26 protein-coding genes and 2 pseudogenes are annotated in these 21722 nt (G+C 66.7%); 17 read left to right on the forward strand and 11 right to left on the reverse strand.

Annotated elements, in window-relative coordinates:
• Window positions 1-72: 72 nt before the first annotated feature.
• Entirely contained in the window at window positions 73-912 is an 840-nt protein-coding gene (locus G3M62_RS09760) for a sterol desaturase family protein (RefSeq protein ID WP_165186585.1), read from the reverse strand.
• 297 nt (window positions 913-1209) lie between these two features.
• Here G3M62_RS09760 and G3M62_RS09765 point away from each other — a divergent pair, with 297 nt between their 5' ends.
• The gene (locus G3M62_RS09765; protein WP_165186587.1) at window positions 1210-1731 is read left to right on the forward strand and encodes a MarR family winged helix-turn-helix transcriptional regulator; all 522 of its coding nucleotides are present in this window, start codon (window positions 1210-1212) and stop codon (window positions 1729-1731) included.
• A 149-nt stretch (window positions 1732-1880) separates the two neighbouring features.
• Here the strand turns inward: G3M62_RS09765 and G3M62_RS09770 are convergent, their stop codons facing one another.
• Both G3M62_RS09770 and G3M62_RS09775 read right to left on the reverse strand, forming a co-directional pair.
• Entirely contained in the window at window positions 1881-2225 is a 345-nt protein-coding gene (locus G3M62_RS09770) for a gamma-glutamylcyclotransferase family protein (RefSeq protein ID WP_165186589.1), read from the reverse strand.
• Between the two features lie 2 nt (window positions 2226-2227).
• Window positions 2228-3070: an SDR family NAD(P)-dependent oxidoreductase gene (locus tag G3M62_RS09775; protein ID WP_165186591.1), complete on the reverse strand. Its 843-nt coding sequence runs from the start codon at window positions 3068-3070 to the stop codon at window positions 2228-2230.
• A gap of 457 nt (window positions 3071-3527) precedes the next feature.
• On the opposite strand from G3M62_RS09775, the gene dusA reads away from it, so the two are divergent.
• Together dusA and G3M62_RS09785 are read left to right on the forward strand one after the other, a co-directional pair.
• Window positions 3528-4556, forward strand: coding sequence for a tRNA dihydrouridine(20/20a) synthase DusA (gene dusA, locus G3M62_RS09780; RefSeq protein ID WP_165186593.1), 1029 nt, complete (start codon window positions 3528-3530; stop codon window positions 4554-4556).
• Between the two features lie 75 nt (window positions 4557-4631).
• The gene (locus G3M62_RS09785; protein ID WP_165186595.1) at window positions 4632-5306 is read left to right on the forward strand and encodes a hypothetical protein; all 675 of its coding nucleotides are present in this window, start codon (window positions 4632-4634) and stop codon (window positions 5304-5306) included.
• Here the strand turns inward: G3M62_RS09785 and G3M62_RS09790 are convergent.
• A complete protein-coding gene (locus G3M62_RS09790) occupies window positions 5303-5803 on the reverse strand; it encodes a TIGR02281 family clan AA aspartic protease (RefSeq protein WP_165186597.1) in 501 nt (166 codons plus the stop codon). The genes G3M62_RS09785 and G3M62_RS09790 overlap by 4 nt on opposite strands.
• A 279-nt stretch (window positions 5804-6082) precedes the next feature.
• Between G3M62_RS09790 and G3M62_RS09795 the strand changes: the two genes are divergently transcribed.
• On the forward strand, window positions 6083-6409 hold the full coding sequence (locus G3M62_RS09795) for a hypothetical protein (RefSeq protein ID WP_165186599.1): 327 nt from the start codon (window positions 6083-6085) through the stop codon (window positions 6407-6409).
• Window positions 6410-6413: 4 nt separating this feature from the next.
• Here G3M62_RS09795 and G3M62_RS09800 read toward each other — a convergent pair whose 3' ends face one another.
• A complete protein-coding gene (locus G3M62_RS09800) occupies window positions 6414-6650 on the reverse strand; it encodes a DUF1289 domain-containing protein (protein WP_425483849.1) in 237 nt (78 codons plus the stop codon).
• Between the two features lie 69 nt (window positions 6651-6719).
• Between G3M62_RS09800 and G3M62_RS09805 the strand changes: the two genes are divergently transcribed.
• The 6 genes and pseudogenes from G3M62_RS09805 (at window position 6720) to G3M62_RS26940 (ending at window position 11492) form a co-directional block, all read left to right on the forward strand.
• On the forward strand, window positions 6720-7061 hold the full coding sequence (locus G3M62_RS09805) for a hypothetical protein (protein ID WP_165186601.1): 342 nt from the start codon (window positions 6720-6722) through the stop codon (window positions 7059-7061).
• A 61-nt stretch (window positions 7062-7122) separates the two neighbouring features.
• Complete coding sequence (locus G3M62_RS09810) at window positions 7123-8001, forward strand: nicotinate-nucleotide--dimethylbenzimidazole phosphoribosyltransferase (protein ID WP_165186602.1); 879 nt, start codon at window positions 7123-7125, stop codon at window positions 7999-8001.
• 133 nt (window positions 8002-8134) lie between these two features.
• The gene (locus tag G3M62_RS09815) at window positions 8135-9349 is read left to right on the forward strand and encodes an acyl-CoA dehydrogenase family protein (protein ID WP_165186604.1); all 1215 of its coding nucleotides are present in this window, start codon (window positions 8135-8137) and stop codon (window positions 9347-9349) included.
• A gap of 108 nt (window positions 9350-9457) precedes the next feature.
• Window positions 9458-10615, forward strand: coding sequence for an acyl-CoA dehydrogenase family protein (locus G3M62_RS09820; RefSeq protein WP_165186606.1), 1158 nt, complete (start codon window positions 9458-9460; stop codon window positions 10613-10615).
• Between the two features lie 149 nt (window positions 10616-10764).
• Window positions 10765-11133 carry a hypothetical protein gene (locus tag G3M62_RS09825; RefSeq protein ID WP_246263546.1) on the forward strand — a complete coding sequence of 123 codons (369 nt, stop codon included), beginning with the start codon at window positions 10765-10767 and terminating at the stop codon, window positions 11131-11133.
• A 220-nt stretch (window positions 11134-11353) separates the two neighbouring features.
• Window positions 11354-11492, forward strand: a pseudogene (locus tag G3M62_RS26940) (hypothetical protein).
• Between the two features lie 43 nt (window positions 11493-11535).
• On the opposite strand, the pseudogene G3M62_RS09830 reads toward G3M62_RS26940, so the two are convergent.
• The 3 genes and pseudogenes from G3M62_RS09830 to G3M62_RS09840 all read right to left on the reverse strand — a co-directional run.
• Window positions 11536-12423: pseudogene (locus tag G3M62_RS09830) on the reverse strand (beta-1,6-N-acetylglucosaminyltransferase); the annotation flags it as partial.
• 551 nt (window positions 12424-12974) lie between these two features.
• Entirely contained in the window at window positions 12975-13274 is a 300-nt protein-coding gene (locus G3M62_RS09835; protein WP_165186607.1) for a DUF8200 family protein, read from the reverse strand.
• 72 nt (window positions 13275-13346) lie between these two features.
• Window positions 13347-13976 carry an LOG family protein gene (locus tag G3M62_RS09840; RefSeq protein WP_165186609.1) on the reverse strand — a complete coding sequence of 210 codons (630 nt, stop codon included), beginning with the start codon at window positions 13974-13976 and terminating at the stop codon, window positions 13347-13349.
• A 117-nt stretch (window positions 13977-14093) separates the two neighbouring features.
• Here G3M62_RS09840 and G3M62_RS09845 point away from each other — a divergent pair, with 117 nt between their 5' ends.
• The 4 genes from G3M62_RS09845 (at window position 14094) to G3M62_RS09860 (ending at window position 17559) form a co-directional block, all read left to right on the forward strand.
• Window positions 14094-14927 carry an Ig-like domain-containing protein gene (locus G3M62_RS09845; protein ID WP_165186611.1) on the forward strand — a complete coding sequence of 278 codons (834 nt, stop codon included), beginning with the start codon at window positions 14094-14096 and terminating at the stop codon, window positions 14925-14927.
• The gene (locus G3M62_RS09850; RefSeq protein WP_425483852.1) at window positions 14858-16792 is read left to right on the forward strand and encodes an ABCB family ABC transporter ATP-binding protein/permease; all 1935 of its coding nucleotides are present in this window, start codon (window positions 14858-14860) and stop codon (window positions 16790-16792) included. Before G3M62_RS09845 ends, G3M62_RS09850 begins: the two co-directional genes overlap by 70 nt.
• Before the next feature lie 55 nt (window positions 16793-16847).
• Entirely contained in the window at window positions 16848-17030 is a 183-nt protein-coding gene (locus G3M62_RS09855; RefSeq protein WP_165186615.1) for a hypothetical protein, read from the forward strand.
• Window positions 17031-17121: 91 nt separating this feature from the next.
• Window positions 17122-17559, forward strand: a complete 438-nt coding sequence (locus G3M62_RS09860; protein WP_165186616.1) for a VOC family protein — start codon at window positions 17122-17124, stop codon at window positions 17557-17559.
• Window positions 17560-17569: 10 nt separating this feature from the next.
• Here the strand turns inward: G3M62_RS09860 and G3M62_RS09865 are convergent, their stop codons facing one another.
• Together G3M62_RS09865 and G3M62_RS09870 are read right to left on the reverse strand one after the other, a co-directional pair.
• Window positions 17570-18004: a hypothetical protein gene (locus G3M62_RS09865; RefSeq protein WP_165186618.1), complete on the reverse strand. Its 435-nt coding sequence runs from the start codon at window positions 18002-18004 to the stop codon at window positions 17570-17572.
• Window positions 18005-18109: 105 nt separating this feature from the next.
• Window positions 18110-19186 (reverse strand): alkene reductase, encoded by a 1077-nt coding sequence (locus tag G3M62_RS09870; RefSeq protein WP_165186620.1) that lies wholly within the window; start codon window positions 19184-19186, stop codon window positions 18110-18112.
• A 186-nt stretch (window positions 19187-19372) separates the two neighbouring features.
• Here G3M62_RS09870 and G3M62_RS09875 point away from each other — a divergent pair, with 186 nt between their 5' ends.
• From G3M62_RS09875 to G3M62_RS09885, 3 genes are all read left to right on the forward strand, one after another.
• Window positions 19373-19588, forward strand: a complete 216-nt coding sequence (locus G3M62_RS09875) for a hypothetical protein (protein WP_165186621.1) — start codon at window positions 19373-19375, stop codon at window positions 19586-19588.
• A gap of 5 nt (window positions 19589-19593) precedes the next feature.
• Window positions 19594-19800, forward strand: a complete 207-nt coding sequence (locus tag G3M62_RS09880; protein WP_165186623.1) for a DUF6582 domain-containing protein — start codon at window positions 19594-19596, stop codon at window positions 19798-19800.
• 68 nt (window positions 19801-19868) lie between these two features.
• The gene (locus tag G3M62_RS09885; protein ID WP_165186624.1) at window positions 19869-20810 is read left to right on the forward strand and encodes a DUF808 domain-containing protein; all 942 of its coding nucleotides are present in this window, start codon (window positions 19869-19871) and stop codon (window positions 20808-20810) included.
• A 31-nt stretch (window positions 20811-20841) separates the two neighbouring features.
• Here the strand turns inward: G3M62_RS09885 and G3M62_RS09890 are convergent, their stop codons facing one another.
• Window positions 20842-21429: a sigma-70 family RNA polymerase sigma factor gene (locus tag G3M62_RS09890; RefSeq protein WP_165186626.1), complete on the reverse strand. Its 588-nt coding sequence runs from the start codon at window positions 21427-21429 to the stop codon at window positions 20842-20844.
• Window positions 21430-21722 lie beyond the last annotated feature (293 nt).

Genomic DNA, 21722 nt, shown 5'->3' on the forward strand with positions numbered 1-21722 from the left:
ATTTCCCGGGCTTGGACTTGGCGTCGGGCAAGGCGGCGGCGCAAAGCCGCCCCCGCGATAAACGCGTTGGGTTTAGGGGGCCTGGAGGTCGGCGGTCGCGCCCGCGGCGGCTTGTTGCCTGGCGCGGATGCGCTGCTCCTCGCGCTTCAAGGCCCGGGGGTTTTCGAAATCATGCTCGTACTTGGAGCGCATGGTTCCGCAGATCCGGTCCCAGATCGTCGTGAAGCCCCCGTAGTTGTACCGGAAGAACTGATGATGCTGATCGTGGAAGGTGGCGGTGATGAACCACTTCGTCGCCCAGGACTTGTTCCACCACCTGGGCAGGAACTCGAACCCGCTGTGCACATAGACGCCCATCAGCACGGTCGTCAGGCCGATGAAGGGGGCGGTCTGCTGGTGTATCGGCATGCCGAGCAGGAAGGGCGCGGCCGTGAACAGCGGAATGAACCCGCCGTTGATGAAGGACTCCAGCGGGGTGACCGAGAACGTGCTGAGCACGGTCGGCGTGGTCGAGAAGTGGTGCCAGCGGTGCACGATCAGATAGATGGGCTCGATGTGCATCAGGCGATGCCACCAGTAGAACCAGGTGTCGAACAGGACGAAGAAGGCGGCGTATTCGAGGGTGATGACCCACCAGGCCGCGGGCGCGGTGTTGTAGGTCAGCCAGCCCAGTGAATGCAGGTACTTCGTAAAGGCGCCCAGGAAGATCACGTTCAGCATCGTGCTGACCGTGACGCCGAAAATCTCGATGCCCATCTGCTTCCACCGGAAGACGCCGGGCTGAACCTTGCGTCGGCGGAAGAAGCCGTTGAGGACCCCGGCGACAAAGCCGGCGACGATGAAGATCGTCACCCACAGGAGCGTGGGATTGCCCGCGATGGTCTCGAACATCGCCGCAAGCCTTCCAAGCATCAGACCATCCCTCGCCTCAATCCCGGGCCCGTGCCGTCACAGCCACGCCGCTTATTTCATTGCAGCCGGCGCTTTGGTGGGCGCTTGGCGGAGCGGCCCGAAAAGCCGCCATCCCTTGTCCAAGCCGCCTTGCGATCGCGCCTTTGCTGTTGGCGAAAGAGTGCATGACCGTCGGAGATGGGTAAACATTTTAATTAAAATATTTTCCACACGGGGAGCGTGTGAGATATTGGTGCGCGATACGGTATGGAGACTTGCTGCGGTCCCTCCGCGGCCGCCTGACCGGAGCCCGTTTTGATGACAGCCAAGGCGCGCGCCGGCGCCCAGGACAAGGATCGTGTCGCCGAGGACGCCGCCGCCGAATTGCGCGAGTGGGCCGAACTGGGCCAACTGCTCGACGGCCTTTCTCACGCCAATGCGGCCCTGAAGGCCGCGGCCCAGGGCGTCATTCGCCAGTACGACCTGGGGCCGCGCGGCGCCTGGATGCTCAGCATGATCGCCAGCGGCGTGCGGCTGCCGATGGACCTCGCCACGGCGTTCAAGACCAGCCGCAGCCTGATCACCATTGAATTGAACCGGGTCATCAAGGCCGGCCTGGTCGAGACGAGCCCAAGCCTGGTCGACGGGCGTCGAACGGAATTGGCGCTGACGCCGCTCGGAGCGGCCGCGTGCAGAAGCCTGCGCAAGGAAACGGCCCGAATTATCCGGCGCAATCTCGCTGGCTACTCGGACGAGCAGATCCAGTTTTTCGCGCAGGCGCTCAAGGACGTTCGCCGGGTGGAGCCCGACGACGGATCACCGCCAGCGACGTTGTCCTGAGTGTCCACCTAGGGGCAACTCGCCTGTCTCGGAGGCGGGGCGGACTCGACGTTGGCGCGCGCTGGGCAGAGCGGTGTGAGAGAGGATGTTCTCCGCCACCCGATCCGTTCGTTCGGCGCCTTTTTCGAAGATCTGCTGGTCGAGGAGATCTAGACCTTCACATAGACGAAAGCGTCCTTGCCCGACGCTAGGCGCGTGGCCACGCGCTTGTAGTCGGAAACCTCGTACGCGTCGGCCGCCGCCAGTTCGGCGGCGGTGATCTCGAACACCGTGCCGTCGACTAGGTCTGTCGGGTTGTCGCTGGGCATGACGATCGGATGGTGATCGGCGCCGCTGGTGGCGATCACCTGGGGATCGGTGATCCTGACCATCTCCCGCTTGTAGCCGGGGAGGGCGTCTGGTCCGCCTTCCAACCGGCGCCCGAAGGTCTCGACCTGCACCTTTTCCTGTTGCAGCGTGCCATATGAGAAGAGGTGAATTTTCGCCTCGGCCATGATCAACGCGCCTGCTTGGCCTTCAGGTCGCCCTGGGCTTCGATGGAAATATCGTTCCAGGCTTCCCAGGTCTCGATCCGGCGGGCGTATTCGGCCTTGGTCATCGGCAGGCCGGCCGTGCCGAAGAAGACGCGCAGGGGCGGCTCGGCCGCGTCGACCACCTTCAGGATCGCAGGGCCGCTGGCCTCCGGATCTCCAGGGATGGCGGCGCTGCGGAACTTCGCCCGCGCGGCGCGCGCCTCGCTATAGGCGTCGATCGGCTTGGCCTGCTTGGCCGAAGGGCCGCTCCAATCGGTGGCGTAACCCGCCGGCTCGACGATCGTGACCTTGATGCCGAGCGGCGCGACCTCGGCGGCCAGAGATTGGCTGAATCCTTCCAAGGCCCACTTGGAAGCGTGGTAGAGACCGATGGTGGCGAAGGCGTTGACGCCGCCGATCGACGACACCTGGATGATGTGCCCCGAGCCCTGCTTGCGCATCTGCGGCAGGACGGCCTGGGTCACCCACAGCGCGCCGAAGAAGTTGGTCTCCATCTGGGCGCGGGCTTCAGCCTCGCTGACCTCTTCGATCGTCCCGAACAAGCCGTAGCCGGCATTGTTGACGGCCACGTCGATGCGGCCGAAATGCGTGATGGCCTGCGCGACCGCCGCGTCCACCGCGGCCTTGTCGTCGACATCGAGCGTGAGCGGCAAGACGAGGTCGCCATAGGTGTCGACCAGCGGCTGCAAGGTCGTGGCGTCCCGGGCCGTCGCCGCGACCTTGTCGCCTCGCGCCAGCGCCGCCTCGGTCCAGATCCGGCCAAAGCCCTTCGACGTCCCAGTGATGAACCAGACCTTGCTTGTCATGTTCCTGCTCCTTGCGGGCGCCCGGTGGGCGCACGGCACAGATGGGTGGGGGAGGCGGCAATGTCAGGTCTTGACCGTATGGTTTCGCCAACACGCGGGTTCGTCCCGTGCTCAGTGCGCGGGAGGTCTTCGGCTTGAGGTTCTGGAGGGTGAGGTCCGGCGGGCTGGCCAAGGCCTTCTCGTCGGCGAGGCGCGTGACCTGACGCTTGTCGCTCGGATCGGCGGGGCGTCCGGCGCCCGTGGCCCAACGTCGCGCGTTCTCGCGCTGACGGAAGGTCTCGCTTATATAGGCGGCCTTGCGTTGAACGGCGGCGCGCCAAGACCCGGATGGGAGCCTCACGAACGTGGCCAACTTTCGCGCATGCCCTATGTGCAGTGAAGCGAGGCGCCGTGGCGAAACAGGGCGTGGCTCGTCGTGGTTCGAGCGCGTGCGTGGATTGTATAACTCTTTGAGTCTATGTTAAAAGTGCAGAAATTTCAAACGCATAGGTTTTCTGTCGCTCCGATGATGGATTGGAGCGACCGCCACTGTCGGTCGCTGCACCGTGTGCTGTCGCGCCGCGCGCTGCTGTACTCCGAGATGGTGACCAGCGGCGCGGTGCTGAACGGCGATCGCGAGAAACTGCTCGGTTTCGACGCCGGCCAGCATCCTGTGGCGCTGCAATTGGGCGGGTCCGAGCCGGCCGACCTGGCCGCCGCCGCCAAGATCGGCGAGGACTACGGTTACGACGAGATCAATCTGAACGTCGGTTGCCCTTCGGACCGCGTGCAGAGCGGCCGGTTCGGGGCCTGCCTGATGCGCGAGCCGCAACTGGTGGCCGACTGCATGGCGGCCATGGCCGCGGCGGTGTCCGTGCCGGTGACGGTCAAGTGCCGGATCGGCGTGGATGACCAGGATCCGGAGCACAGCCTGTTCGAACTGGTCGACCTGTCGGCCAAGGCCGGGGTGACCGGCTTCGTGGTCCACGCCCGTAAGGCCTGGCTGAAAGGTCTGTCGCCGAAGGAAAACCGCGACGTGCCGCCGTTGGACTATCCGCTGGTCCACCGCCTGAAGCGCGAGCGCCCGGAACTGACCATCGTGATCAACGGCGGCGTTCCCGATCTGGACGTCGCCTTGGAGCAGTTGGAGCATGTGGACGGGGTGATGCTGGGCCGGGCGGCCTATCATGAACCCGGTCTGCTGGGTCAGGTCGACCGCCGGGTGTTCGGCGAGGACGTCGCCGATATCGACGCCTTCGAGGCGGTCGAGCTCTACAAGCCCTACATGGCCGGACAACTGGCGGCCGGCGTGCATCTGGCGGCGATGAGCCGGCACATGCTGGGCCTGTTCCACGGCCTGCCGGGCGCGCGCGCCTGGCGCCGGATCCTGACCGTCGAGGGCGTGGCGGCCGGCGCGGGGCTGGACGTGGTCGATCGGGCCCTGGCGGCCGTGCGGCAGGCGGTCGACGCGCGCGAAGCCCGTTTCCTGGAAACGGTCGCCAGCTAAACCCTGGGAACAAGCCGTGCGGATGCGCGGTTACGGACTTCGAAGTCGGGTAAAACCCTGATGCGAGGTCACGAAATGTTACGTCCCACCCTGGCCGCCATGCTCGGCGTTACGCTCCTGGCGGGAGCCGTGTCCCAGGCCAGCGCGCAGGACGGCCGGTTCGCGGTCGGCGCCAATATCGGCACGCCCGGGGTCGGGGCGGAACTGCAATACAAGCTCAACGACCAGTTCGTCGTCCGTGGCGGCGGCGACTGGATGAACTTCGACTACGACCACACCTACAGCGGCGTCGACTATTCGGCGAAGCTGAAGACCAGCACGGGCGGGGCCTTCATCGACTGGCACCCGGGCGGCGGCGGTTTCTTCCTGTCGGGCGGCAGCTATTTCGGTGAACGCAAGGCGCGGCTGGACGGTCGGCCGACGGGTCCGACCCGGATCGGCGACTTGCTGTTCACGCCGGAGCAGATCGGCACGATCCGGGGCGATGTGGAGATGTCCAAGACCCAGCCGTTCGCGGGTCTGGGCTGGGATGACACCTTTTCCCGCAACGGCCGCTGGGGTTTCCGGGTGCTGGGCGGCGTGTCGTTCAGCAAGAAGCCCAAGGTCGACCTGACCGCCACCGACGGCACGCTGGCCGGCGATCCCACCTTCCAGGCCGAGCTTCAGCGGGAGGAGGACAACGTCCGCGACGACGCCAAGGGCTTCAAGTACTTCCCGATCGTTCAGGTCGGGCTGAATTACCGCTTCTAGGAGCGCAGGACCAAGGCGCGGGGCGTGGCCTGGAAGCTGGACAGCCGGCCCAGATAGCTCATGCCCAGCAGCGACGTCTCCAGGCCTTTTTCGACGACCAGGGCGTCAACGTCGCTCACGCGCGCGCCGGCCACCGAAACGCTGGCCAGCTTGACCGAGGCGGCGTGGGTTTCGCCCGAGGCGGTCATGACCTTGTAGCTGTAGTCGAGGGCCTTGGTGTCGATGCCCAGTCGCTTGGCGTCGGTCTGGCTGAGGGCGACGGTCGTGGCGCCGGTGTCGATCAGGAAGCGCACGGCGCGGCCGTCAACCTTGGCTTCGGCCCAGAAGTGGCCGTCGGCGGCCTTGACGATCTGCGCGGCCCCGTCGTCGGCGGCGGCCACGGCGGGCGCTGGGCCTCGCAGGTCGGGTTGGCGCAGATCATCCAACGACACGACGGCTTTCGCCGCCCCGACCGCGGAGAGCGCGCCTACGATCGCGATGGACGCGAACTTGAACATCGAAGTCACCCCGCCATACAGGCTTTCTGGCCGTTTCTACGACCGTTACGGGGAGAATAGTCGCAAATGGGTTTTCAACCGGTGAATCGGCGACCCATGCGATCAATCACGGTTAATTTCATAGTAATATAATGGCAAATTAAAAAGTTGTAATACTGGTCTATGATCAACGTTACTTGGATGTAATGTGCAACATGACTTCGATTTAACTTAAAAATCGACCAGTAACGGCACATACCGCTGCTCAACGGGAAGACCCGCCAGTTGAGGGAATGCGCCATGAAAAAGATCGCTATCGCCGCCGCCGTCGCCGTTTCGGCCCTGGCGTTCGCCGCTCAGGCTTCGGCCGCCGTGAGCAATTTCGAACTGCTGCAAGCCGCGCGCTGTCGCGGTCTGGCCGGCTCGGAAACGCTCGGCAAGCTGGACACCACCAAGGTCGACGCGATGCTGAAGACCGAGTCCTCCGCCCGCGAGCTGGCTGTCCGCAACTCGCTCGTCAACAAGATGTCTTCGGCCCTGAAGGAAGCCAACGCGGCCGACGGCGCCAAGAAGGAAAAGCTGCTGGCCGAGCGTTCGAGCGCCGCCTGCGCCGCCTGGCTCAACTAGGCGTCTAGCCCAGGCCGGCCGTCAGGCTGGCCATAGGGTCCGGGCGATGGGGAAGGGCGGCCATGATCGCCGCCCGTTCTTCGTCGCTCAGGCGGGCCCATCCGGCGATCTCCGGAAGGGTTCGCCGGCAGCCCAGGCACAGGCCCGTCACGCCGTCGACCGCGCACACCTTCACGCACGGCGTGGCGATGGCGCGGGGCGGACGGGGCGCTGAAGTCACCGTGTCGAGGGGCGAGGTCATGCCCCGAATGTCGCCGCTGGAGGCGATGCGCACAAGAGGCGCGTCGTCCCTCCGCCAGGAGAGAACGTCATGCGTAATCTGAACATCGCCCTCGTCGCCGTCCTCGCCGTTTCGGCGACCGCCCCGGCCTTCGCGGCCGACCGCATCAGCGACAGCGATCTGCTGCGCGCCTCGCGCTGTCTGGGCCTGGCCAAGGCCGCCAACCTGGGCGCCGTCGACGCCAAGGCGCTGGACGCCTTCGTCAAGGCGCAGCGGAAGGGCCGCGATCCGGGCCTGCGCGACCGCTCCGACACCACCGAACAGACCGCCAGGAGCCAGGGCGCCAGCGCCAACGGCGACCGCAAGGCGGCGCTGTTGGCCGAGCGCGACGGGGCCTGCAAGGCGCTGATCGAGAACCCGACCGGCGCCTGATCGCCTCATATCGCCCTACGGCGCTTTGCATCGGGCGCGGGCTGGCTTAAGTCCGCGCTCCATGACCGCTTCTCCCTTCGATGACATCCACAAGTTGGCCGCCGACGCGCCGGCCGCTCCAGCCTCGACCTTTGAAGGCGGCGATCGCCTCGCCGAGCTCTCGGCCTGGCTGACGGACTGGACCGGCAAGACGCCGCCAGCGGTGCTGCGCCCGGTCGTCGCCCTCTATGCCGGCGCGCGCCAGGGCGTGGGGCCGCGCGGCTATGCGCGCGACCGCCTGGAGGCCGTGGCCGCCGGCGGCGCCAATGTCTGCCGCATCGCCGGCGTCCAGGGCGCGGGGCTGGAGGCCTTCGACCTGGCCATCGACCGCCCGACGCCCGACGCGGTCCAGAAGGCCGCGATGAGCGAGAAGGAATGCGCCGCCACCATGGCCTTCGGCATGGAGGCGCTGGCCAAGCAGCCCGACCTGCTGATCCCCGGCGTCATCGCCGCCGAGACCGATCGCGCGGCCGGGGCCATCGCCCTGGCCCTGCTGGGCGGCGAGGCCGGCGACTGGAGCGACGCGCCCGAGCCGATCGCCGCCGCCGTGGCTCGCGCCTCGGCCGAGGATGACCTTTCCGATCCGCTGGCGGCCCTGCGCCAACTGGGCGGACGCGAGACCGCCGCCCTGGTGGGCGCGATCCTTGCCGCCCGGGTCCAGAAGATTCCGGTGCTGCTGGACGGCTACGCCGCCTGCGCCGCCGCCGCCGTGCTGCACGCCCTCGATCCTGCCTTGATCGCCCACTGCCAGGCCGGTCATGTCGGACCCGCCAAAGGCCATGCCCGTTTGCTGGACGCGTTGGGCAAGCGGCCGTTGATCAACCTCGACATCACCGAGGAAGAGGGCGTGGGCGGGGTCACCGCCCTGGCGGTGGTCCGGCTGGCCTGCGAGGTTCGCTAGGGGCGACCGGCGCAACCTGAACATTGTTTACGTTGACGCTAAGGTCATCTTTCCAAACGCTCGTTCGAACTCTAAGGTGACTCCCGAAAGTCAAAGACGGCCCCCGAAGAGGGCCGATTTCCGGGAGTCCGCCATGAACCTCGATTTCTCGCCTGAAGACGTCGCGTTCCGCGACGAGGTCCGCGCCTTCATCGCCGAGAACTACCCCGCCGGCCTGCGCGAAAAGCAGGAGGAGGGCGAGGAGATGGCGAAGGAGGACTTCCTGTCCTGGCACCGCGTCCTGGCCAAGAAGGGCTGGGTGGCCCCGGCCTGGCCGGAGAAGTACGGCGGCCCGGGCTGGACCTCGGTCCAGCGCTACATCTGGTCCGAAGAGACCGCCCGCGCCGACTGCGTGCCAATCCTGCCCTTCGGCATCAACATGGTCGGGCCGGTGATCTACACCTTCGCCACCCCCGAGCAGAAGGAACGCTTCCTGCCGCCGACCCTGTCGGGCGACATCTGGTGGGCCCAGGGCTATTCGGAGCCCGGCGCGGGGTCTGACCTGGCCAGCCTGAAGACCAAGGCCGAGCGCTTCACCGGCGACGACGGCAAGGAATACTACCTGGTCAACGGCCAGAAGACCTGGACCACCCTGGCCCAGCACGGCGATTGGATCTTCTGCCTGGTCCGCACCGATCCGACCGCCAAGATCCAGGAAGGCATCTCGTTCCTTCTGATCGACATGAAGTCGCCGGGCGTGACCGTGCGGCCGATCATCACCCTGGGCGGCGAGCACGAGGTCAACGAGGTCTGGCTGGAGAACGTCAAGGTGCCGGTCGAGAACCGGATCTATGACGAGAACAAGGGCTGGACCTGCGCCAAGTTCCTGCTGGCCCACGAGCGCTCGGGCATCGCCGGCGTGGCGCGTTCCAAGCGCGGCATCGAACGCATCCGCCAGATCGCCCAGACCGAACTGGGCGACGATGGCCAGCCGCTGCTGAGCGACCCCGACTTCAAGCGCAAGGTCGCCGACCTCGAGATCGACCTTACGGCGCTGGAATATACCGAGCTGCGCACCCTGGCCGGCGAAGCCGCCGGCAAGGGCCCGGGACCGGAATCCTCCGTCCTGAAGATCAAGGGCACCGAGATCCAGCAACGGATCACCGAACTGGTGTTGGAAGCCGCCGGCCACTACGGCGCGCCGTACTTCCGGGGCTTCCCCAAGGATGGCGACAACGCCCATCCGATCGGCCCCGACTTCGCCCATCGCGCCGCCCCGACCTATTTCAACGTCCGCAAGACGTCGATCTACGGCGGCTCCAACGAGATCCAGCGCAACATCATCGCCAAGATGGTGCTGGGGCTCTAGCGCCTCGACGGCGAGCGGCCGGGCCGCTCGCCGCGACTTCCGACACGAACACCGCAGCCCCGACGCCGGCCGAGCCGCGCGGGGCGAGACAAAGACGGGAAACCTGGGATGGATTTCAACTTCACCGAAGAGCAGTCGATGGTTCGCGACACGGTCGCGAGCTTCCTGCAGGACAAGTACGACTTCGAGACCCGCCGCAAGATCGTGGCGTCCGAGAGCGGCTGGCGCGCCGACTACTGGAAGGCCTTCGCCGAGGAGCTGGGCATCCTGGGCGCCTCGTTCAGCGAAGAGCTGGGCGGCCTGGGCGGCGGCGCGATCGACAACATGATCATCATGGAGGAGTTCGGTAAGGCGCTCGTCATCGAACCCTATCTGGGCACCGTGGTGATCGGCGGCGGCTTCATGAAGCACTCGGGCTACGCCGGCGCGGCGTCGGTGATCGAGGGCATCGTGGCGGGTGCGACCACCATCGCCTTCGCCTATGCCGAGCCCCAGGGCCGCTACACCTGGCAGGACCTGAAGACCACGGCCAAGAAGGACGGCTCCGGCTATGTCCTGAATGGTCACAAGGCCGTGGTGGTCGGCGCGCCGTTCGCCAGCCACCTGGTGGTCACCGCCCGCACCGGCGGCGCCCAGCGCGACACCGGCGGCGTCTCGGTGTTCCTGGTCGACAAGAGCCTGCCGGGCATCGTCACCCGCGACTATCCGACGGTCGACGGCGGTCGCGCCTCGGAGGTCTATTTCGAGAATGTCTCGATCCCCGCCGACGCCCTGATCGGTGAGGAGGGCGGTGGCTTGCCGCTGGTCAACAAGGTGCTGGACGAGGCGACCGCCGCCGTCGGCGCCGAGGCCGTGGGCGTGCTGCGCAAGCTGCACGAGGGCACGCTGGACTACGCCAAGCAGCGCAAGCAGTTCGGCACCGCCATCTCCAACTTCCAGGTGCTGCAGCACCGGATGGTCGACATGTTCATCGAGCTCGAGCAAGCCGTGTCGATGACCTACATGGCCACCATCAAGCTGTCCGAGAGCGACGCCGAGCGCGCCAAGGCCGTCTCGGCCGCCAAGGTCCGGATCGGCCGTGCCTGCAAGTTCGTGGGCCAGAACGCCATCCAGATCCATGGCGGCATGGGCATGACCGACGAGCTGGCCATCGGCCACTACTTCAAGCGGGCCTCGATCATCGAGGGCCTGTTCGGCTCGGTCGATCACCACCTGAAGCGCTACGAATCGCTGTCGTTCGGGCCGGCTAGCGGCAAGGCGGCCTGAAGCCGTCCACGGACAAGCATCGTTCAGAGCAGAAGCCGCCCGCGACACGCCGTCGCGGGCGGCTTTTCTTTTGGGCTCCGCGCTTTTGTTCGCCCTGTTCCTGGGGGTGAGGCCGTTCAACCCAGCAGGACAACTTGCTGGATCTCACCGTGACCGACGCCCGCCTCGACATCGCCGCCCAACCGCTGGCTGAAACCCTGACCGCCATGGACGCCAGCGCCCATCTGCTGTTGGAACAGGTGCGCGAGGCCAAGGCCAAGGCGGACCGGCTGGAGGTGGCGTTGTCGCTGGTCGTCGGTGTGGTCGCCAACGATCCCGACCTCGAAGAAGGCCTTGTGCTGCAACGGATCGCCGGCCAGCTGCGGCTATGCGCCGACCTGCCGGAGATGGCGGCCGAGTTGGTGGGTTGCGAGGTCGCGCGCATCGATGAAGCCATGCTGCGCGCCGCCGCCGCGGTCATCAGCGCGGCCGGCAAGCCTGAGCCCGGCGGCGCGCTCGAATCCCGGACGATCCACTAGATGCCTACGACGCCAGGTGCGGCGTTCCGTGCGCGAAGCGTTGCGCCGTCAGGGAAAATCAGGCCTTTCTAGTCATTCGTCCGTGTGCGGATTTCGTCAGGGTTCGGACGATTTTTCTTGCGTCTCGGCGACTCGAGCGCATGCTTGTCGTCGACGCGCTGACGACTAGGAGGGTGGGAGCCCCTGTAAGCCGCGCGCGTCTCCTGGTCCAACGGCCTGTCTGGGAGACGCCGCCAATGAACGTATCGAGAATGAACCACGCCATGCTGTCCTTCGCCCTGATCGGCGGGATGCTGGTCGGTGGAAGACAGACGCCCAAACCCCCGGTCACGGAACCGTCGAAGGGGTCGAAGAAGTAAGCAAAGGGCGGACGAGGGTGTTCCTCGTCCGCCCAGCTTCGTCCTAGGCGGTCAGGAGTTCGCCCAAGGCTGGAACCTGACCGACATTGGCGACGTCCTGAGTGCGCAGGTGAGCCTCGAGAATGTCGAGGATTTCACCATCGACCTCGGCGTCGAACTTGCGCGCGAAGAGGTCGGTGCTGGTCGTCAGCGAAGCGGCGTCGACGGCCGTGAAGGTGCGGGGGCGCAGCTTGATGTCGCCGTCCGGGATCCAGTCGATCATCCGCTTGTCGTCATTGACCACCTCGCCATGGGCGGCGGTGTTCATGATCACGGTCTGGAAGAAGCCTTCGTCGGCGATGAAGGTGTTGCGGTAGAAGGCCTTGTAGCGCTCGACCGACGGATCGTGGCAGACAAAGTCGCAGAAGGCGCGGCTGACGATCTTCCACTGCGTGCCGATATAGGGCGTGGCGCCGTCCAGGAAGAGGCGGGTGGCCAGCGTGTCGATGATGCGGCCGCCCAGTTCTTCGACGTATTGCAGCACCCGGCCCATGGTGTCGGGGCGAACCTTGGCCTGGTCGAGCACCCGGATGAATTCCCGGCCGCTGTTTCGGGTCAGGAAAGCCTTGATGCGCTTCTGGGTCATCAGCGGGAAATCCTGGCCGCTGAGATTGATGAAGTGGCTCCAGTCCTTGCCCATCTCCAGCAGCTTGGCCATACCGCGCAACTCGGCGTCGACCAGGCTGTAGCCGCCCCACAGGGCCTTCTTGCTCTCCAGAACGCCGGCGTTGGGATAGGCGGACAGGAAGGCGCGGATATCGGCCTCCAGAGCCGGACCAGAATTCTGATCGACGTGAACCAGATAGTGGTTGTCAGGGTCGTGGATGGCCTTGAAAAGGCGCTTGAACTGCTCGGGGTAGCGGTGGACCAGGACGAGATAGGCGATCAAGCTGACGCTCCTGAATGGCGGCCGTGGCGCGCCAAAGATGCTCTGAGATGAAGCGGCGCTTGATGCGCCGCCACGGTCTGGACGCCGCAAGGCGTCACGGACCTACTTCTTGCGCGGCGCCAGGGTCGTCTGCAGGACCGGCGCTGCGGCGGCGATCACTTTGGGTTTGACGGTCTTGGGCTTGCGGATCTCACGACTGCCTTTGGACAATGATTTTCCTTTTCAGAGGTCAGGACGCACGGCGACGAGCGGCGGGAGGCAAGCGAACGCGCGCACGGGTTGGCCCGGCGATGCGTCGTGCGTCCGGCAAAGGCTTGTCGGTCGTTGTCGGTTTTAGGGTCTAAGCAGAGCGCCCGTATGTCTGGCGCGTGGCGGGCCGTTACGCCTTGAAGGCGCACGAGCCGATGGCGCGTCTGCGCGCCTTGCCGGGAGGTCTATCATGTCTTGGGCGGTGGCGCGGATAAATCGACGCGCTCGGACGGCAGGCCCAGGACGGAGGGCTCAAGTCCGGACGCACGCCGTGTCGCCTCGACACGGCGTGCGGGGAGTTCGGTCTACGGCTTGGCGGCCGTGTTGCAGTCGGCGATGCCGGCGGCGTCCAGTTCTTCGCCGCGATAGTTGAAGGTGGCGATCGCGCCGAGTTCGGCGGCGACCTTGCGGCAGGCGCGGCCGACCGGCAGCGACTTCACCTGGGGCGCGGCGCAGATGTCGCCGTTGCAGCGCCACATGGCGCCGTCCTGAATGAGGGTCGGAGCCTTGGCGGGCGCCTTGAGCTTGAGAACAGCGCCTTCGGCCGCGAAAGCGCCGGTCGAAAGGGCGGAGGCCGCGACGAGCGCGGTCACGAAGATACGCATGATGGTTTCCTATTATCCCCTACGGCCGACATTGGGAGGTCGGCTTCATTCAGAATGCGTTGTTTTTCGCAACTAAGTCAACAAACGAACGTTTGACGTGGCGTTCTCCTGCCCGGTTTCCGCGAGCCAGGCAAGGAGGGTGGGCGTTATGTCGCTGGCTTTTTCGGCCACGCGCCAGCAGTTCGCCAGCGAAGGCGGGGTCAAACCCTGGTCGATGGTGTGCTTCAGCAAGGCGAACAGCGGATCCCAGAAGCCGCCGGGATTGTGAAAGACGATGGGCTTGCGATGCAGGTCCAGACGTCGCCAGGACAACAGCTCGATGATCTCTTCCAGGGTGCCGATGCCGCCCGGCAGCACGACGAAGGCGTCCGAGCGTTCGAACATCATCATCTTGCGCTCGTGCATCGAGGTGACGACCACGGTCTCGACATCGTCGAACGGCTGCTCGCGACCGCGAAGGAAGTCGGGGATGATGCCAAGCACCTTGCCGCCCGCCGCGTGCGCCCCGCGCGCCGTCGCGCCCATCAGGCCCACGCCGCCGCCGCCATAGACCAGCTTGAGACCCGCCTTGGCGAAATCGCCGCCGATCTCGAAGGCGGCTTCCAGGAAGGCCGGGTCGGCCGTGTTCGACGAGCCGCAATAGACGCAGACGGCCTTGGCGGCCTCCGCGGCGGCGGCTTGGCCGCTGGACAGGTCGGACATCGTCGTCCACTCCAGAAAAATAAACAGCGCGCCGGTCCTTGTCGAAAAGGTCGGCGCGCCGCACGTGAACACCCAAGCAAACGGGCCGCCGGGGCGTCGTCGGCCGTTGGATACGCCATGATCAGGATTCGCGAGATCGGTTTCAAGTCGGGCGCCTACAAGTCGGCGTACGCCGTGGTCGTGCTGGCCATGCTGGCGCTGGGAGCCTGTGGTCGCGAGGACAAGGGCTGGCGGCATGACCCCACGGCGGCCAAGACCGAGCAGGTTTCGCCTCAGGCGGGCTATCTGAAGCCGCCGCGCGTGCTGTCGGCTGTCCGTCAGGCCGACGGCGTGGCGTTGTCTGGCCAGGCCGAGGCGCTGGCCAGCGTACGGCTGGGCGCCCCGACCGGCGAGGCGCTGGTCGGCAAGGCCGATGCGGCGGGGGCCTGGCGGCTGGTCGTGCCCCTGGCCGCCGAGCCTCGGCTCTACGGCCTGTCGATGACCATTGAGGACCGGACCGTGCAGGCCCAAGGCTATCTGATGGTCACGCCGAAAGGCGCCGCCGTGCTGTTGCGCGCCGGAGCCGGGGCCGAGGTGATGGGCCAGACCTCTCCGTCGCCGCGCATCCTGGCGATCGACTACGACCGGGGCGGCGGGGCCGTGGTCTCCGGCGTCGGCACACCTGGCGCGGGCTTGGGCGTGCGCGTGGATCGCACCACGCGCGGCGAGGGCAAGGTCGGCGAGGACGGCCGCTTCTCGATCTCGCTTGACCATCCTCTGGAAACCGGAACCCACGCCGTGCAGGTGGCTGGCGAGGGCGGCGAACAGCTGGTGATCATCGATGTCAGCCCGGCCTTGCCGCCATCCGGTGGGCCGGTGCGGTCCACGCTCCTGGCGGCCGGCTGGCGGGTCGACTGGATGAACCCGGGCGGCGGCTTGCAGAGCACCCAGTTGCTGGACGGCGCGCAGTGAGGGGCATGGCGCCCCGATCCGGGGCCGTGGCCGGCGCGATCGCCGCGCCCGAGGTCAAGGCCAACGGCTGGAAGGCGATGGCCGATCTGTTCAGCTTGGTCATGCGGTCCAAGGCTCCGGGTCTGCGCTGGCGCGTGACCGTGGCCCTGGTCTTCACCTTCGCCGGCAAGTTCCTGGGCGTTATCGCGCCGTTGCTGCTGGGCAAGGCGGTTAACGCCTTGAGCGCGGGGCAGGGGGCGACGGTCCAGGTCGGCTTGAGCTTCGCGGCCCTCGCCGGCGGCTGGGCGCTGATCCGCTTCATCGCCGCCGTCGCCCCCCAGGCGCGCGACGCGGTGTTCACGCCCGTGGCGCAGGCGGCTCAGAACAAGGCGGCGGTCGAGACCTTCGCTCACGCCCTGTCGCTGTCGATCGACTTCCACCAGACCAAGCGCACGGGCTCGCTGTCGCGGGTGATCGATCGCGGTGCGCGGTCGATGGATTTCCTGCTGCGCGGCCTGGTGTTCAACATCGCCCCCACGGCGGTGGAACTGATCATGGCCGCCATCGTGCTGGCCAAGGCCTATGACTGGCGCTTCGCTCTGACGGCGGTGGTCACGGTGGTGATCTACGGCGTGGTGACCTTCACGATCTCGGATTGGCGGATCGGCCATCGTCGGGTGATGAACGAGGCCGACGCCGAAGCGGCCGGCCGCGCCGTCGACGCCCTGCTGAACTACGAGACGGTCAAGGCCTTCGGCGCCGAGGATCGCGCGGTCGGCGGTTATGAAAACGCCCTGACGGCCTATGGCGACGCCAACATCAAGGCGACCAACTCGCTGACGCTGCTCAACACGATCCAGTCGGCGGTGATGAGCCTGGGGTTGGGCGTGATGGCCATCCTGGCCGGCAGCGAGGCGGCCTCGGGCCTGATCGGTCCGGGCGACGTCACCGCCGCCGTGCTGATCCTGGTCAATCTGTATGGACCGTTGAACATCCTCGGCTTCGCCTATCGCGAGATCCGCCAGTCGTTCATCGACATGGAGGCCATGCTCGAGCTGCGCCGGGCCCAGCCCGATGTGGCCGACGCGGCCAACGCCATCGGCCTGCCGCCGCCCGCTGACCGGCGTGGCGGGGCGGTGGCCTTCGAAGACGTGTCGTTCCGCCACGGCGCGCGTTCCGAGGGCTTGCAGGGCGTCACCTTCAGGGCTGAGCCCGGAACGACCGTGGCCATCGTCGGTCCCTCGGGCGCGGGCAAGACCACCCTGGTGCGCCTGGCCCTGCGGATGATCGATCCCCAGGCGGGCCGCGTCACCCTGGACGGCCACGACCTGAAGGCGCTGAAGCAGGCCTCGCTGCGCCGGGCGGTGGCGCTGGTGCCGCAGGACGTGGCCCTGTTCAACGACACGGTGATGGCCAACATCGCCTTCGCCCGCCCCGAGGCTTCGGAAGCCGATGTCTGGGCTGCGGCCGAGGCGGCCGAGCTGGGCGAGTTCATCCGCAACCTGCCCGAGGGCATGGCCACCAAGGTCGGCGAACGCGGGCTGAAGTTGTCGGGCGGCGAGCGTCAGCGCGTGGGAATCGCCCGGGCCTTGCTGGCCGACCCCCGCGTGCTGATCCTGGACGAGGCCACCAGCGCGCTCGACAGCCGCACCGAAGCGGCCATTCAGGCCACCCTGCGCAAGGCGCGGGCAGGGCGTACGACCCTGGTCGTGGCTCACCGCCTGTCGACCATCGCCGACGCCGACGAGATCATCGTGCTGCGCCGTGGAAAGGTTGTGGAGCGCGGCCCTCACGCGGCGCTTTTGGAGGCTGGGGGCGAATACGCGGCGTTGTGGCGGCGGCAGACTCGGGAGAAACCTGTGGAGGCGGGGACGGTCGTCGATTGATATCCGAAAACCGCCCCTGTAGAACGAATATAGAACATAAGCGGCGATTACGAAGATGCTGACGCGAAAGATCGATCAGGCCCTGGACGCCATGGCCGCCTGCAAGGACCGCGTGCCGGCCTTGCGCGAGATCTACCGCGCCGACAGCCCCGAGGGCCTGGCCCTGGGTCATCTGATGGAAGCCGTCGAGCGGGCCCAGCAGGCTCTGCAAGGCCAAGCCGCCCACACCGTGAAGTAGGCCCTGGCCGTTATTTGTGGGGTGCGGGGCGGTGCGCCGCCGCTGTATCCTGCCGGCTCGACAGACCTCTCTCCGCTCCCGGGAGCCCTCCATGCGCTATCTGCACACCATGGTCCGTGTGAAGGACCTCGACGCTTCGCTGCGCTTCTATTGCGAAGGCCTTGGCCTGACCGAGGCCTATCGAATGGAGAACGAGAAGGGGCGTTTCACCCTGGTGTTCCTGGCCGCGCCTGAAGACGCCGAATTGGCCAAGGAGCGCAAGGCGCCGTTGGTCGAACTGACCTATAACTGGGATCCCGAGGACTATCAGGGCGGCCGCAATTTCGGCCACCTGGCCTATCGGGTCGACGACATCTACGAGACCTGCCAGCGGTTGATGGACATGGGCGTGACGATCAACCGTCCGCCGCGCGACGGCCACATGGCCTTCGTCCGCTCGCCCGACAACATCTCGATCGAGCTGCTGCAGGACGGCAATCTGGATCCGGCCGAGCCCTGGGCCTCGATGCCGAACACGGGCGCTTGGTAGGGCGGTTGCTCTAGACCAGCTTCACGCGCGGTTCCGGCGGCTTGTACGTCGCCGCCAGAGACTCGAGCCGGCTCGCCGGGTCGTCGATGATCGCCAGCCAGGTCAGGCGCACCAACTCCAGCCGGTAGTCGGCGGCGTAGCCGGTAGAGAACGGCGATTGGGCGCTGCCCGGCGGTTCGGCGGCCTTGGCGTTGACCAGCTTCTGGCGGGTCAGGACGGCCGGCCGGTCGATCAGCACGTCGCCTTCGCCCGTCATGATCCAGCTGTCGACCAGGGCGCAGGCGGCCACCGCGTGATAGACCATGACCGGCAGGGCGCGCTTCTGGGGCGCGGGCTCGGCGACCATGATCGGCTTTACGGCGTTGGCTGGGCTGGTGATCCGGAAGGCCAGGGCGTTGGCGCCGCGCTGCAGAATGGTCTTCCAGTGATCGTTGGTCTCGCTCATGGTTAAGCCTGTATCCGCTACGCGCCGCGTGGTGAAGACCCAACGCGGCAAAAGGCGTAGCGGATACAGACTCGGGCGGAAATCCCGCCTTCGGAGCGCTTTAGTTTATTCGGCCGTCGCGGCGACGGGCGTCTTCAGGGTGGGGTAGTCGGTGTAGCCGCGACCATCGCCGCCGTAGAAGGTGGTCGGGTCCGGGGCGTTGAGCGGCGCGTTCGCCTTCAGGCGCTCCACCAGGTCCGGATTGGCGATATAGGCCTTGCCGAAGGCGATGGCGTCGTACTTGCCGGCGTCCAGCGCCGCCTGAGCGGTTTCGCGGGTGAACTTCTCGTTGGCGATATAGACGCCGCCGAAGGCCTTCTTGAGGTCCACGCCCAGGCTGTCGGGGCCCTCGTATTCGCGGGCGGCGATGAAGGCGATGCCGCGCTTGCCCAGTTCCTTGGCGACGTAGCCGAAGGTGGCGGCCAGGTCGCTGTCGCCCATCGAGTGGCTGTCGGCGCGCGGGGCCAGGTGCATGCCGACCCGGCCGGGGCCGAACACCGAGATGGTGGCGTCGGCGACCTCCAGCATCAGGCGGGCGCGGTTCTCGATCGAGCCGCCGTACTGGTCGGTGCGCTGGTTGGAGCCGTCCTGCAGGAATTGGTCGAGCAGATAGCCATTGGCGCCATGGATCTCGACGCCGTCGAAGCCGGCGGCCTTGGCGTTCTCGGCGCCCTTGCGGAAGGCCTCGACCACGCCGGCGACTTCCTCGGTCGTCAAGGCGCGGGGCGTGGGGTAGTCGCGCTCGGGGCGCAGCAGGCTGACATGGCCCTTGGCCGGAATGGCGCTGGGGCCGACCGGCGCTTCGCCGCCGTGGAACGATGGGTCGGAAACCCGGCCCACGTGCCAGATCTGCATGAAGATGCGGCCGCCCTTGTCGTGCACGGCCTTGGTGACCTGCTTCCAGCCCTCGACCTGCTCCTGGGACCAGATGCCGGGCACGCCTTGGTAGCCCACGCCTTGCGGAACGACCGGCACGCCTTCGCTGATCAGCAGGCCGGCCGACGCGCGCTGGGCGTAGTAGTCGGCCATTAGGGCGTTGGGGATCTGGGTCGGCCCGGCGCGCAGGCGGGTCAGGGGCGCCATGACGACGCGGTTGGGCAGCTCGAGATCGCCGAGGCGAAGCGGATCGAACAAGGTGGGCATGAGAAGTCTCTGAAGGTTCGCCGACCCCGCGCCGGCGTGTCGAATATCTGGCGTGTCTCCGGCGGACCGCAACTGTCACTGAGGCTGATTTTATTCTGACGACCGCCACAGGGAATCTGAGAGGGCATTGAAGGGAACGTCCGCGCCTCGCCGGTCGTTGGCTTGGAGCGAAACCGGAGAATTCCCATGGCCGACCTAGACGTGACCAACGGCGACGAAGCCGACGACAGCTACGACCCCTCGACGGTCGAGGCCAATCGCAACATCCAGCAGGGCGGCGGCGTGGGCGCGCGGGATCTGGCGCGGCAGGACGAACCGGCCGAGATCGTCACCCCCGACGGCGACGATAGCGATGACGACGCCCCCGTCGAGGCGCTGGGAACGGCTCATCCGAAGGAGTAGCCACAGTGGCCGAACTCAACACCGAAAAGCGCGACAAGTTGCCCGACAAGGCCTTCGCCGAACCGGACAAGCGCGCCTATCCGATCGAGGACAAGGCTCACGCCCGCAACGCCAAGGCGCGCGCCAGCCAAGCCGTGAAGGCGGGGCGGATGTCCAAGGCTGAGGAAAAGCGGATCGGCAAGAAGGCCGACGCCGTCCTCAAGAAGGGTTAGGGCTCGACCTGAGCGAGAGGTCCGGTCTATTCGCGTAGGCTAGACTCCAGCGTTCCAAGAGAATCCTCATGCCTTCCGGCCTCGCCGCGCTCCTCGACGACATCGCCGGCATCACCAAGCTGGCCGCCGCCTCGCTGGACGACGTGGGCGCGGCGGCCGGCAAGGCGGGGACCAAGGCGATCGGCGTTGTGGTCGACGACACCGCCGTGACCCCCGGCTACGCCATGGGCTTTACGCCCGACCGCGAACTGCCGATCGTCTGGAAGATCGCGGTCGGCTCGTTCCGCAACAAGCTGCTGTTCCTGCTGCCGGGCGCGCTGATCCTCAGCGCGTTCGCGCCGTGGGCGGTGACGCCGATCCTGATGGTCGGCGGGTCGTATCTGGCGTTCGAGGCCACCGAGAAGATCCTCGAAGCCTTTGCTCACCATGAGGTGGCGGGCGAGGAGATCGACGACCTGGCTCAGAGCAGCGCTGAACTCGAGGCCGAAAAGGTGGGCGGCGCGATCCGCACCGACCTGATCCTGTCGGGCGAGATCATGGCCATCGCCCTGGCCGACGTCGCCGACAAGCCCCTGGCTATCCAGGCCGCCGCCCTGGCCCTGGTGGGGGTGCTGCTGACCATCGCGGTCTATGGCGTGGTCGGGCTGATCGTGAAGATGGACGACATCGGCCTGCACCTGGCCAAGGGGCGCAATGCGGGACTTCGTGGCCTGGGACGCGGCCTGGTCAAGGCCATGCCGGTGACCATGGAGGCTTTGACCGTGATCGGCGCGGCGGCGATGTTGTGGGTCGGAGGCGGGATCATCGTCCACGGCCTGGAGCACTTCCACCTGACCCCCGTGCCGCAGTGGGTTCATGCCGCGTCGCACTGGGCGGGCGCCGCGCCGGGCGTCGGGGCGCTGACGGGTTGGCTGGCCACGGTGGCCTGCTCGGCGGTGGTCGGACTGGTCGTCGGCGGCGTGATCGTCGGCGTCGTGCACTTGATCCCACGCAAAAAGGCGGCGCACTAGGCGCCGCCTTTCGCGGTCGTGACGTCGTAGACTAGGCGGCGCGCGAGGTGCGGTAGTCGTCGATCTGACGGAAGATCGACGCCATGGCCGCGTGGGCCGGCTTGTTGTCTTCGTCGATCTGACCCTCGGCGAAGATCAGGGCCAGTCGGTCGCGAGCGCGGCTGACGCGGCTCTTGATGGTGCCCAGCGCCGCGCCGGTGACTTCGCTGACTTCCTCGTAGGACATGCCCGCGGCGCCGATCAGGATCAGGGCCTCGCGCTGGTCGGGCGGCAACATGTCCAGCGCCCGGCGCATCTCATCCAGCTCCAGGGCCGCCGTCGGGTTGGACGTCGAAACCAGGGTCCGCTCGGCGACCTCGGGATCAAGGGCGCACGAACGCCACGAGCGGCGCTTTTCCGAATAGAAGACATTGCGCAGGATCATGAAGGTCCAGGCCTTCATGTTGGTGCCCGGCTGGTAGGAGTTCCGCGAGGCCAGGGCCTTGGCCAGGGCGTCTTGGGCCAGATCGTCGCCGTGGCTGGCGTTGCCGGTCAGCGAGCGGCCGAAAGCTCGCAGGTGCGGGATCAGGCTGACGAGCTCGCGCTCGAACGTCGTCTGGTTGGAAGTCGGATTGGTCATGCGATGATCCCCGTTCGGAGGGTTAAACGCGCCCGACCCACTAAGGCTCCGCTTCGACTGAAATTTTCTCGCGACACCTTCGGGGTGGCACGCCGGATGACGGGTCCGTAGAGGCCATGCCAACGGCTTCGCGTTGACATCACGGACAGCGCCCGAGGATCGCATCGCTGGAGCGATGTTGTCAAAAACACGCATGTATTTGATCTTTAGGTGGCGTGATTGGTCATGGTGTCGGATTGACGCGTTTATTACGCGCACATTAGATCGCGACATCGAACGAAGACGGGCGGGAA

The organism is Caulobacter soli (assembly GCF_011045195.1).
GTDB lineage: Bacteria > Pseudomonadota > Alphaproteobacteria > Caulobacterales > Caulobacteraceae > Caulobacter > Caulobacter soli.